This window comes from Bacillus alkalisoli, assembly GCF_002797415.1.
GTDB classification, from domain to species: domain Bacteria; phylum Bacillota; class Bacilli; order Bacillales; family Bacillaceae_I; genus Bacillus_CD; species Bacillus_CD alkalisoli.
Map to the genome: position 1 here is coordinate 164350 of NZ_KZ454944.1, position 12688 is coordinate 177037.

Sequence of the window (12688 nt, forward strand, 5' to 3'; positions counted from 1 at the left end):
GATGAAAAAAATAGCGATTGGTAGCGACCATGGTGGATACGAATTAAAAGAAACGTTAAAGAAGCACTTAACGGAGCTAGGCTATGAATACCTTGATTTTGGCTGTAAAGATAAAAATGCAGTCGACTATCCAGACATTGCATTCCTAGTTGGGGAGTGTGTAGCAACGAACCCTGATTATGTTGGAGTTATGATTGATGGTGTTGGTGTTGGTAGTGGTATGGTTTTAAATAAAATTCCAGGCGTTCGCGCAGCAGTTTGTTGGGATTTATCTTCTACCATTAATAGCCGTGAACATAACAACGCTAACGTACTATCTATCGGTGGACAGTTTATCGGTGAAGGTTTAGCAAAACAACTCGTAAAAACATGGTTAGAAACAGATTACGCAGGTGGTCGTCACGATCGCCGTGTTACGAAAATTATGGAAATTGAAAGCCGTTTTATTAAGCGTTGAAAGCAGGTTTTATAAATGTTCGTAGCAAGAGTCATCGGAAACATGTTTTGTACACATAAAGATGAGAATTTAAAGGGATTAAAACTGCTTATTGTTCAACCAGTAGACGAACAATTACAGGATAAGGGCAAACCGATTGTGGCAATTGATACGATAAAGCAAGCTGGCGTTGGTGACTTAGTTTACTTGGCAAAAAGTAACGAGTCTTCCATCCCCTTAAAGAAAGACCTTGTCCCATCAGATGCTGGGATACTCGGAATCATCGAATATTACAACGTAAAACGAATGGAGGAAATATAAAATGAGTAACGCATTAGGAATGATCGAAACTAAAGGTTTAGTAGGTGCTATTGAAGCAGCAGACGCAATGATGAAAGCAGCAAATGTTTCTTTAGTTGGTAAAGTTCAAGTTGGCGGCGGTTTAATTACAGTAATGGTACGCGGTGATGTAGGTGCAGTTAAAGCTGCTACTGAAGCTGGTGCAGATGCAGCACAACGCGTTGGTGAATTTTTAGGAGTACACGTAATTCCTAGACCACACCAAGATATCGAAAAAATTCTTCCTCAAGCAAAATAATGAAACTCGCGAAGGTTGTTGGAAATGTCGTTTCGACGATTAAAACACCGAGCCATCAAAATAAAAAGCTTATGGTAGTCGTTCCAGTCGATACAGATGGAAATAAATGTGGAGATGCGTTAATCGCATTCGATCGCTTTCACGCTGGAATTGGCGATTATGTTTTAGTATTAGAAGAAGGTGGAGCAGCAAGAGACATTTTAGAAGATCCAGACGGTTCTTTTGATGCAGTCATTGCTGGAATCGTTGATCGATTACATTAAGAAGAGGTGAAATTGGATGCAAACGCAAATGGATGCGCTAGTCGAACAAATTACGAATAAAATTATGGAACAACTTACAAATAAACAAGAGCTAAGCAACACAACTCCAGCTCAAGCGACATCGAATGCCGCACCTACATCAAACGCAGCATTCTCTAGCATTATTACAGGTCCATCTATCGCAAGAATGATTGATCACACATTATTAAAGCCAGATAGTACTCATGAGCAAATTGTGAAGCTTTGTGAAGAAGCAAAAGAATACAACTTTGCAACGGTATGTGTGAACCCTTACTGGGTATCTACAGCTGCGAAAGAATTAAAAGGTACTAATGTTGGAATTACAACAGTTGTTGGTTTCCCATTAGGTGCAACAAACTCATACGTGAAAGTAGCAGAAACTCGCGATGCAATTGCTAGTGGAGCTACAGAAATCGATATGGTAATGAACATCGGTGCTCTTAAATCTGGAGACTTTGAAACAGTGAAAAAAGACATCGAAGCAGTTGTATTAGCAGCTAAAGGTCATGCACCAGTAAAGGTTATTATCGAAACAGGCTACTTAGAGACAGAAGAAAAGAAAAAAGCTTGTATTTTAGCGAAAATGGCCGGAGCAGACTTTGTTAAAACATCAACAGGTTTCGGACCAGGATGTGCAACACCAGAAGATATCAAGCTAATGAGAGAAGCAGTAGGACCAGACATCGGTGTGAAAGCTTCTGCATGTGTAAGAGATTTAGATACTGCTAGAAAAATGGTACAAGCTGGAGCAACGAGAATTGGCGCTAGCTCCGGTATCGCAATCGTAACAGGCGGTAAAGGTACAGGGTACTAAATTCTATTAATTTTAGATGTGCCAAAGAATAATATTGATTTTGATAGGTATCTAGCTGTTGATTGTAGTGCAAGTCGGAGGTTCCTGTGGGAGAAGCGGGAGACGGGAGACCCCACAGGCGAAGCCAAGGAGTAGGTTTTTTCACGCTAGTGAAAATAACCATCCCAGGCCGCCCGTGGAAAGCAAAGACTTGCGCGGAAATCAACAGCGATATTAAATAGAGTCTTATTTTAAGGCAAGGTAAAAGTGAAAGAGAGTTCTCTCAAGAGCCATTCAACTTTAACCTTGCTTTTCTTTTATTCTGTACTATTGAAAAATTCTAAAAATTTTATTATAATAATATTAATTGTAATCGCTTACATAACAAAGGGGTGTAAAACATGGAATATATCGGCCACCAATTAAAATATGCAAGAGAAAGACAAAATATTGATATAGAAAAATTAGCAGCATTAGTCGGAGTTACCGAAGAAACGATTGTGGAAATTGAAGAGGGAAAGTTAGACACGCAAGTTTCTATTTTATATAAGCTATCAGATATTTTAAAAGTGTCGTTTAAGATCGGCGATATGTCGATCTAATTTAGAGTTAAATAATTTTATATGTTTTTAATAGTGGGGATGAACTTCAGTTGTTTAAATGGGGTTCATTTTTTGTTTTGTAAGGAAAGGTTAATTTCGTTCTATTAATGAAGTTCAACTACGGAAAAATTTCAGCCCTCGATGAACTTCATAAGTCCGATGAAGTTCAACTACGGAGAAAATTCAGCCCCCAATGAACTTCATAAGGCCGATGAAGTTCAACTAAGGAGAAATTTCAGCTCCCAATGAACTTCATAAGTCCGATGAAGTTCAACTACGGAGAAAATTTAGCTCCCAATGAACTTCATAAGTCCGATGAAGTTCAACTACGGAGAAAATTTAGCCCCCAATGAACTTCAAAAGGCGAATGAAGTTCATTTTGACTAATAAAAAAGGAGAAAGTGAACTTGATAAGGTCGATGAAGTTCATTTAGCCAAAGAAAAAAGAAGAAAGTGAACTTGATAAGGCCGATGAAGTTCATTTTGACTAAGAAAAAAGTAGAAAATGAACTTCATCATCAAAGATCAATCAATATACCTCCTGGCCCCAGCATATTCCGCCGCATATATTCCTGTTTGAAACGAAACAATCTCGATGCTTTTACTAGAATTAGGAGAATGGATCATTTGACCATTTCCGATATACATTCCAACATGGTGAACGCTGCCCTTTCCATTTTCATAGGCGAAAAAGAGTAGGTCACCAGGTTGTAGATCACTTTTTGCAACAGCTATCCCTGCCTTAAATTGAGCAGACGCATCGCGCGGTATATAGATGCCATGTCGTTTATAAACAGAATGGGTAAAACCAGAGCAATCATAGCCATAGCCAGTTGTACCAGCCCATAAATAAGGTAACCCTAAAAATTTCATTCCTGATTCTACTACATCGCCAGGTTGTGGCTTTGGTATAGAACTCTCATTATCTACTACTAAAACATGTTCTTTCCTCATATATTTAAACTCATCTGCAGGGGTATATACTTTTATCCAATCTGCCCCCTCCTTCACAACTGGAAGTCTCGTATTGAAGCTAATGTCCATAAAGGGGTTAGAGAAACTCGCATTATGATACAAAGTCGTTGTATTAGCGTCTACAATAGCTAGCTTACAATTTGGGTAGGTAGTCTCGACTTCACTAATATGGGAAGCTGGCACCCAACCTGGGTAACCAGTTGCGTTTTTAGGTGTTGATTGATCGTGTACTGCAACCTCAATCCAATCACCTTTACTTTGCAAAATGGTTACTTCTTGACCGTACAAGGCTTGTGTTTCCAGTTTTCCAACGAGCCATAGCTTATGATCGACACTCAAGCTTTTCGTCCATTTTTCTAAATCAACAGGCGTCGTTAAAGAAGGTTCATCTAACGATCGATTTTCGCCAGGTTCTAACCATAGGGAGGTTGCTGCAACGTTCACTACATGACCTTTTTCTAGTTTTGGTTTCACACATCCGTTCACATACCTTTTTTTCTCATCAGGCAGTTGAGCTACAAAAAGAGCGAAGGGTGAGTTTGTAACCGAGCTATAGAAAGGCATAAGTTTACTATACGAAAACAATGGTATTTTCTGTTGTGAGTTTGACACAGTAATACTATTTGTTGCAAAAGTACTATTTGTAGTAAAAAGGAATGTGAAAACTAGTAAAATGAATAATAACTTTTTCCTCATAAAATCACCTATTTCTTCAAACTGTCTATCTTTTAAGTTTAATAGAAATAGATGTAAAAAAATACAACATTATTCCTTTAAAACAAATATTTTCTTTGTTTTTCATATAAAAAAGAGCTATGTGAATACATAGCCCTAAAAAATCCTACCATTCTTTCGGTTCATAATTTAATTCTTCAAACAGCTTCTTTTTTTCCTTCTTCGTTAAGTCACGCCATTGGCCGACTGGTAAGTTACCTAATTGAATGTTCATGATTCGCACACGTTGCAAACGGTACACCTCGTACCCTAACTCTGAGCACATGCGTCGGATTTGACGATTAAGTCCTTGTGTTAAAACAATATTGAAGTCGTATTTAGATAGAGGAGTAACTTTACAAGGTAACGTTTTCGTTCCTAATATCTTTACTCCTTCGGACATGCGTTTTACAAATTCGTCCGTTATTGGCTTGTCTACAGAAACGATATACTCTTTCTCATGTTGATTTTCTACCCGTAAAATTTCATTTACGATGTCTCCATCATTTGTCATTAAAATTAACCCTTCGGAATCTTTGTCCAATCTTCCAATATTAAAAATACGCAACGGATGATTAACAAGGTCAACTATGTTCCCTTTTACATTCTTTTCTGTCGTACTTGTAATGCCAACAGGTTTATTTAAGGCAATATAGACATTGTCACGGGCAACTCTAATTTGATTACCGTTCACTCGAATATCATCACCAGGATTTACTTGATCACCAACTTTGGCTACTCTCCCGTTGATTCTTACTCTACCCTCTTCAATTAGCCTGTCTGCACCACGGCGAGATGCGACACCTGATTCACTAATAAATTTATTTAAGCGCATACTTTGCACATCCTTATGAAAATGATTCTTTAAATAGAATAACGAACTCTGTTTGTATTCTCAAGTTCTGTTTATTTTTCATAAAGGAAAGGAAGTAAAGAAATAATAAAGAATATTTCTCAAGGAGGTAATAGTAAATGAAGAAAGTGCTTTTACGAATGAAGGAAAGCATTTGGGTGATACCTAGTATTTACTGTACTATCTCCTTTGTCCTTACGTTAGTAGTTTTATATGTGGATATGGTACATAGTGATTTTCTTCAAAATAAAATTCCTATCTTACTCATGACAAGTGTAGACTTAGCGCAAATAATACTAGGAACCATTTCTGCTGCTTTATTAACGATGACGACGATTACTTTCTCTACCATAATGGTCGTTCTAACAACATATACATCTCAGTTTTCGCCACGTACGTTAAAAGATTTTGTTACAAAATCCTCTACTATGAGGGTGCTTGGTGTATTTTTAGGGGCATTCATTTATTCGATTGTCACGTTATTATTTATGAGAAAAGGTACCATCGATCACCCCGTCATTTCTGCGTCGGTTGGCGTAACGGTAGCGATCATCAGCTTGGCTTTTTTTGCCTACTTTATTCATAATGTAGCAACATCTATTCAAGTGAGTAATTTAATCTATCAGTTAACAGAGGATGCATTGAAAACAATTAAAGACGAAGAAAGAGATATAGAGAATGCTAATAAAGAAAAGAAAGACCAACCTATTGAACCTCCTGAAAGATTCACATCTGTCCACGCGGTTAATGGAGGAACATTTGGCTACATACAACTAATGGACTATAAAAAGCTGTATGAACTAGCGGAAGAAAAAGATTATTATATTGAACTTAAAGAGTATATTGGACATTATGTATCAAAGGAAAGTGTTATATTACATATTTTCCATAAAGAGAAAGAGTTGAAATTTGAAATAGATGATTATATTACGATTGGTCAAGAAAGGACACCGATACAAGATATTGAATTTAATATTATCAAAATGGTGGAGATAGCGTTACGTGCGATATCACCAGGTATTAATGATCCAAACACGGCAATTGATTGTATTCGTTTTTTACGTACACCGTTAACAGAAGCTTTGCAACGTGCAAGTAACTATGAGGTTTTTTACAACAAGGATAAAACACCAAGGTTGTTGAAAAAGCAGGAGAGTGTAGAACAATTACTTTATACGACGTTCTATCAACTAAGTCATTACGGAAGGCAAGATATTTCAATTTTATTAGCAGTAATGGACACATTAGATCATATTGCAGAACATAGCAAACAAGAAGTGAAAGTAGAAGTGATTAAGTTTGCTCAATATGTGTACCGAAAATTTGAAGAAGATTTGCTTGAGGAACTGGATAAAAAGCATTTAGATAGTAAAATGGAGAAATTCAAAGTGACCATACCATAGGATAGTGAGTGATCAAATATGTACATATTTGATCACTCGCTTTATTTTATATATAACTTTTTATTCAAAACGACAGAAAACGACCAAATACGACAAGTGCCTGGCACCGTTTATTCATAGAAACGGATATTTATGCTGGTGTTGTTCAGAGTTGGTGTGTAGGGAATTATAACCGTATGCATCAATTATGTAAGCGGTAAAATTTACTCATTTTTATCGACAAGTTTTTATTGTAATAAGTAGATTGAAAGTTTATATTATTAATAGCAAGTGAATAAAATTTATATACTAAAACAAATAATTTTACGGGGGTTTTTTCTGATGAAAAAAGGACTTTTTGTTCTTACAATTGTAATGATCGCAATGTCATTACTTGTTGCTTGTGGTAGCACTGGTGGAAGCGCTGACAAAATGAAAGTCGGTATGGTTACAGATGCTGGTACAATTGACGATAAATCTTTTAACCAAGGTTCTTGGGAAGGTGTTTTAAAGGCTGCAAACGAGTTAAACTTACAAGAGCGTTACCTGAAGCCAAACGGAACTACTGAGGCTGACTATGTAAAAGAAATCGACAACCTTTATGACGCTGGATATAAATTAATCGTAACTCCTGGTTTTAAATTTGAAACAGCTATTTTTGCTGCTCAAGCTAAATATGAAGATGCAAAATTTGTTTTAATTGATGGAGCTCCACATAACGGGGACTGGAACACATTAGTAGGAGATAACACAGTATCTATCTTCTTCGCTGAGCATGAGTCTGGATTCCTTGCTGGTGTTGCTACTGCTTTAGAATTACAAGATGCACAAGCTGGATTCATCGGTGGTATGGAAATTCCTCCAGTTCAAAAATTCAACTGGGGCTTCCAACAAGGGTTAGCTTATGCTAACGAAAACTTTGGAACGAACGTAACAATGGAAGCACAAAACGTAGTATACCAAGGTAGCTTCGATAACGTAGCTGCTGGACAACAAATCGCTGCTCAAATGTACGAGCGTGGTGTTGATGTAATCTTCGCTGCTGCTGGTGGAGTAGGTGTAGGTGCAATCAACGAAGCAAAAACTCGTGTTGCAACTGGAAGTGATGTATGGATGGTTGGAGTTGACGTTGACCAATACGCGGACGGATTATTAGAAGGTCAAGATAAGTCTGTAATCTTAACTTCTGCTATGAAACGTATCGACCAAGCTGCTTTTGACATGATTAAAGCAGAAGTAAACGGTGAATTCCCAGGTGGAGAAACATTAACATTCGATGCAAAGAATGACGGTGTTGGTATCCCTGCTGAAAATCCAAACTTAAGCAAAGAAACTACTGATAAAGTTTCTGAAGTATATAAGTTATTACAATCTGGTGATATCGTTGTATCTGGTGAGCAAGGCGACTTAATTAAATAATACTGTAAGATATTCAAACATTTGATAATGATTGCTTAAATTATTATAGGAGGCGGGAGGACCCGTCTCCTTTCTTGTACTAAAGGTCCCTAAAATGATTTACTTGAGTCCGTTTCATAATGTGGGACTACAATACGAAAATAGCATCGTAGTCTGTATTTATACACCTTAATAAACGAACATATTATTATGTATATCATTAAAATACTCGTTTTTCATTAAACGAACCGTAATTATGAAATTGATTCACTTAACAAAATACTTTAATAAAAACGGTAACCTACAATAAAGCACAGCCTAATTGTAAGTATAGCCGTAAAAATTTTAACTCTAGACATCAGACATCATACTTTTAGAATCTTTTGAATTTGTAATAGTTTTTATTGAATACGTTTTGTTAAAGAATAGTATTATTTATCTAACTTATCTAGCGGCTGATTGGAGCATATATCGTAGACTCCTGCGGGAGAAGCGGGGAGCGGGAGACCCCAGGCGCGAATGCGCCGAGGAGGCTCCCGGCCCGCCCGCGGAAAGCGGAGGCATATGCTCCAATCAGCAGCGGTCTTTAACAAATACATTAAATAAGACAACGAATGAAAGTCGATAGAAAAATATTTTTAAAAAGGGAGTTTACTAGATGGAATATGTAGTCGAGATGCTCAATATCCGGAAAGAGTTTCCTGGAATTGTTGCCAATGATGATATTACCCTTCAGTTAAAAAAAGGTGAAATCCATGCGTTACTAGGTGAGAATGGTGCAGGTAAGTCTACTCTTATGTCCATTCTATTTGGTATGTACCAACCAGATCGCGGTAGTATTAAAGTAAACGGAGAAGAAACAAAAATTAGCAATCCAAACATTGCGAACCGTTTAGGAATTGGAATGGTTCACCAACACTTTAAACTAGTAAGTAACTTTACCGTTACAGAAAATATTATGCTAGGTAACGAAACGACAAAATGGTTTACATTGGATTCCAAAACAGCCGGAAAACGTGTTGCGGAACTATCTAAAAAATATGGTTTAAACGTAGATCCACATGCAAAAATTCAAGACATCTCTGTTGGGATGCAACAACGTGTAGAAATTTTAAAAATGCTTTACCGTAATGCGAATGTTCTTATTTTAGATGAACCGACAGCAGTATTAACACCTCAAGAAATTGAAGAGTTAGGGAAAATCTTAAAGAACTTAATTGCTGAAGGTAAATCTATCATTATAATTACGCACAAGTTAAAAGAAATTAAAGCAATGGCAGACCGTTGTACCGTTATTCGCCGTGGTAAAACAATCGGAACGGTTAATGTAGCGGAAACAACAACAGAAAAAATGGCAGAAATGATGGTAGGGCGTAAAGTTTCGTTTAAAGTAGAAAAAAAGCAAGCAATTCCAGGTGAAGTTGTTTTAACTTTAAATAACCTTTCTGTAAAAAATAGCAAAGGTATTCTTGGACTAAAAGATGTTTCTCTTGAAGTGAAAAAAGGAGAAATCCTTGGTATTGCTGGGGTTGATGGAAATGGTCAATCGGAACTCGTCGAAAGTATTACAGGATTAAAACATGCGGAAACTGGCTCGGTTATTTATGAAGGGGAAGACATTACAAAAACCCCTGTTAAAGCAAGAGTAGCAAAAGGAATTGCTCATATTCCGGAAGACCGTCATAAACACGGTCTAGTTCTTGACTATACAATTCAAGAAAACATGGCATTACATGTTTATCATAAAAAACCATTCTCTAAGCGTGGCCTATTAAACTTTAAAGCAATGAAAGAACACGCAGATAAAATTATTAAAAGTTTTGATGTTCGTTCCGGTCAAGGCGGCGATTCTATTTCAAGAAGTTTATCTGGTGGTAACCAACAAAAAGCTATCATTGGTCGTGAGATTGAGTTAGATCCAACGCTATTAATTGCCGTTCAACCAACGCGTGGATTAGATGTAGGTTCTATTGAATATATTCATAAACGTCTTATTGAACAAAGAGACAATGGAAAAGCGGTATTGCTTGTATCATTAGAATTAGATGAAATATTAAATGTATCGGACCGTATTGCCGTTGTGAATAACGGACAATTAGTCGGAATTGTAAACGCTTCGGAAACAAACGAGAACGAAATCGGACTTATGATGGCCGGAGTGGAGAAGGAGGTAAAAGAATGAGAAGCACCGTAGTTTCTTTACTCGCTGTCTTATTCGGTCTGATTGCTGGTGCAATCTTAATGGCACTAACAGGCCATAATCCGTTTTTAGGATATCAATATTTATTCGAGGGTGGACTAAAGAACATCTCGAGAATTGGTAATACACTTGCAACCGCAACACCATTAATTTTTACTGGTTTATCTGTAGCATTTGCATTCCGTACAGGTCTATTTAACATCGGAGCAGCAGGACAAATGTTGTTTGGCGGATTTTGTGCAACAGCAGTTGGTTTATCTATCAGTGCACCGCAACCGATTTTAGTTGGTTTAATGGTTCTTGCTGGTTTCTTAGGTGGAGCTGCTTGGGCGTTTATACCTGGTATTTTAAAAGCAAAATTCAATGTACATGAAGTAGTTTCTACCATCATGATGAACTGGATTGCTTATTGGACGATTTACTATGCAGTGCCAGCTTATTTTAAAGGTGAATTTTTAGAAACAGAATCGAAAAAATTACCTGATGGAGCTACGTTAAGAGTAGGATTTTTAACGGACTTATTCGGTGGCTCTTACGTTAATTTAGGCTTGTTTGTTGCAGCCATTGCAGTTATCGTTGTGGCTTTCATTATTAATAAAACAACGTTAGGTTACGAATTAAAAGCAGTAGGTTATAACCGCGATGCAGCAGAGTATGCAGGTATTGCTGTTAACCGTGGAATCGTTACTTCTATGTTAATTTCCGGTGGACTAGCTGGTCTTGGTGGAATGGCACAATATACAGGTAATGCTACAAGCATGCAGATTGGTATTTTGCCAACACAAGGTTTTGACGGGATCGCAGTAGCGTTACTTGGGGCAAACACAGCAGTTGGGGTATTATTTGCAGCGATTTTCTTCGGTATTCTTTACTCTGGACGTGGATTTATGAATGCGATGACAGATATTCCACCAGAGATTGCTGATTCAATCATTGCCATTATTATTTATTTTGCTGCAGCAAGTATTTTAATTGAACGACTAGTAACTTACGTGTTGAAAAAACGTAGGAACAAGAAGTCTAGTACTGTAGAGAAAAAGGAGGAGAAATAGTATGTGGACATTGATACAACAAATAGCGCCATATGCGATTATTTTTACGATTCCTCTTTTAATCACAGCATTAGGTGCGTTATTCAGTGAACGAAGCGGTGTAGTAAACATCGGTTTAGAAGGATTAATGGTAGTGGGTGCCTTTACAGGAGCATTAGTGATTGTTAATATGCAAATGATTTGGCCAGGAGAGCAGAAAGCGTTATGGCTAGGCTTATTGATAGCAACGATTGCTGGGATGTTATTTTCTTTACTCCATGCGTTTGCAAGTATTAACTTAAATGCAAACCAAATTATTAGTGGTACGGCTATCAATATGATTGCTGGAGCAATTACAGTGTTCTTAGCCCGTACTATTACTGGTAGTGGGAACATCCGTATTAACAGTTTCTTACCTTTTGATGTGACGTTCTTATCCTTATCAGACATACCGATTATCGGAAGTCTATTATTTACAAGAACATATCCAACTACATGGTTAGTATTAATCATTCTAGCTCTTAGCACCTTCGTTTTATATAAAACAGCATTTGGCTTACGTTTACGTTCTTGTGGGGAGCATCCACACGCGGCAGAAGCAGCTGGTATTAATGTTAGAAAGATGCGTTACATCGGTGTTATGATCTCTGGTGCCTATTCAGGTCTTGCTGGAGCTATTATCGTAACGACGTTTGCTGGTGAGTTTACAGGTACGGTTGCAGGACTTGGATTCTTAGCGTTAGCATCCTTGATTTTCGGTCAATGGAAGCCACTTGGAATTTTAGCGGCAACGCTATTCTTCGGTTTTGCTAGTACAATTGCAAACGTATCACAAGTTATTCCATCACTGGCTATATTCCCACCAGTGTTACTAAAAATATTCCCATACGTTGTAACGTTACTTGCGTTAATCGTATTCTCTAAATCTTCACAAGCTCCAAAAGCAGTTGGAGAACCTTTTGAGTCAGGGAAAAGATAAAAACTTTTAAACCGAGTAATAAACTCTACTAATAGGAGTTTATTATTCGGTTTTTTTAGTTCAGATGGATTGAAACACAAAGTTGGAAGATTGAAATAGAAATGCATAAGATTGAAACACAAATGTATGGAATTGAAACAAAAGCATAGTTAAAATATGTCTAAACTCAAGATTGAAACACAAATGCAGTAAATTGAAACACAAACAAATTAGATTGAAACACAAATCGAAAAAATTGAAACACAAATTGACACGGAGCATTCAGCTTTTAACAAAAACATCTTCATTTTTAAGATGTATTTTTATTTTAGGCTGTGTAAAAGATTAATGTTGATTTTTAATAGAATCTAGTTGTTGATTGGAGCGCATGTTGTAGACTCCTGCGGGAGAAGCGGGGAGCGGGAGACCCCGCAGGAGCTAAGCGATGAGGAGGCTCCCGGCCC

13 protein-coding genes are annotated in these 12688 nt (G+C 37.3%); 11 read left to right on the top strand and 2 right to left on the bottom strand.

Going from position 1 to position 12688, the window contains the following annotated elements:
- The first annotated feature begins 1 nt into the window (after position 1).
- The 6 genes from CDZ89_RS00860 (at position 2) to CDZ89_RS00885 (ending at position 2713) form a co-directional block, all read left to right on the top strand.
- Complete coding sequence (locus CDZ89_RS00860) at positions 2 to 457, top strand: RpiB/LacA/LacB family sugar-phosphate isomerase (protein ID WP_096156248.1); 456 nt, start codon at positions 2 to 4, stop codon at positions 455 to 457.
- Positions 458 to 472: 15 nt separating this feature from the next.
- The gene (locus tag CDZ89_RS00865) at positions 473 to 757 is read left to right on the top strand and encodes a EutN/CcmL family microcompartment protein (protein WP_096156249.1); all 285 of its coding nucleotides are present in this window, start codon (positions 473 to 475) and stop codon (positions 755 to 757) included.
- Position 758: 1 nt separating this feature from the next.
- A complete protein-coding gene (locus CDZ89_RS00870) occupies positions 759 to 1034 on the top strand; it encodes a BMC domain-containing protein (RefSeq protein WP_096156250.1) in 276 nt (91 codons plus the stop codon).
- Positions 1034 to 1297: a EutN/CcmL family microcompartment protein gene (locus CDZ89_RS00875; protein ID WP_096156251.1), complete on the top strand. Its 264-nt coding sequence runs from the start codon at positions 1034 to 1036 to the stop codon at positions 1295 to 1297. The genes CDZ89_RS00870 and CDZ89_RS00875 overlap by 1 nt, the downstream gene beginning before the upstream one ends.
- A 187-nt stretch (positions 1298 to 1484) precedes the next feature.
- Positions 1485 to 2132 carry a deoxyribose-phosphate aldolase gene (gene deoC / locus CDZ89_RS00880; RefSeq protein WP_096157036.1) on the top strand — a complete coding sequence of 216 codons (648 nt, stop codon included), beginning with the start codon at positions 1485 to 1487 and terminating at the stop codon, positions 2130 to 2132.
- Positions 2133 to 2512: 380 nt separating this feature from the next.
- Positions 2513 to 2713 (top strand): helix-turn-helix domain-containing protein, encoded by a 201-nt coding sequence (locus tag CDZ89_RS00885; RefSeq protein ID WP_096156252.1) that lies wholly within the window; start codon positions 2513 to 2515, stop codon positions 2711 to 2713.
- A gap of 525 nt (positions 2714 to 3238) precedes the next feature.
- On the opposite strand, the gene CDZ89_RS00890 is transcribed toward CDZ89_RS00885, so the two are convergent.
- Together CDZ89_RS00890 and rluF are read right to left on the bottom strand one after the other, a co-directional pair.
- Complete coding sequence (locus tag CDZ89_RS00890; protein WP_096156253.1) at positions 3239 to 4384, bottom strand: C40 family peptidase; 1146 nt, start codon at positions 4382 to 4384, stop codon at positions 3239 to 3241.
- A 145-nt stretch (positions 4385 to 4529) separates the two neighbouring features.
- Positions 4530 to 5237 (bottom strand): 23S rRNA pseudouridine(2604) synthase RluF, encoded by a 708-nt coding sequence (gene rluF, locus CDZ89_RS00895; protein WP_096156254.1) that lies wholly within the window; start codon positions 5235 to 5237, stop codon positions 4530 to 4532.
- Between the two features lie 137 nt (positions 5238 to 5374).
- Here rluF and CDZ89_RS00900 point away from each other — a divergent pair, with 137 nt between their 5' ends.
- The 5 genes from CDZ89_RS00900 to CDZ89_RS00920 all read left to right on the top strand — a co-directional run bounded on the left by CDZ89_RS00900 (position 5375) and on the right by CDZ89_RS00920 (position 12245).
- Positions 5375 to 6658: a DUF2254 domain-containing protein gene (locus tag CDZ89_RS00900; protein WP_096156255.1), complete on the top strand. Its 1284-nt coding sequence runs from the start codon at positions 5375 to 5377 to the stop codon at positions 6656 to 6658.
- Positions 6659 to 6979: 321 nt separating this feature from the next.
- Positions 6980 to 8056 (top strand): BMP family lipoprotein, encoded by a 1077-nt coding sequence (locus CDZ89_RS00905; protein WP_096156256.1) that lies wholly within the window; start codon positions 6980 to 6982, stop codon positions 8054 to 8056.
- Positions 8057 to 8693: 637 nt separating this feature from the next.
- Positions 8694 to 10217 (top strand): ABC transporter ATP-binding protein, encoded by a 1524-nt coding sequence (locus CDZ89_RS00910; RefSeq protein ID WP_100332987.1) that lies wholly within the window; start codon positions 8694 to 8696, stop codon positions 10215 to 10217.
- Positions 10214 to 11287, top strand: a complete 1074-nt coding sequence (locus CDZ89_RS00915) for an ABC transporter permease (RefSeq protein WP_096156258.1) — start codon at positions 10214 to 10216, stop codon at positions 11285 to 11287. Before CDZ89_RS00910 ends, CDZ89_RS00915 begins: the two co-directional genes overlap by 4 nt.
- A gap of 1 nt (position 11288) precedes the next feature.
- On the top strand, positions 11289 to 12245 hold the full coding sequence (locus CDZ89_RS00920) for an ABC transporter permease (protein ID WP_096156259.1): 957 nt from the start codon (positions 11289 to 11291) through the stop codon (positions 12243 to 12245).
- Positions 12246 to 12688: the final 443 nt, after the last annotated feature.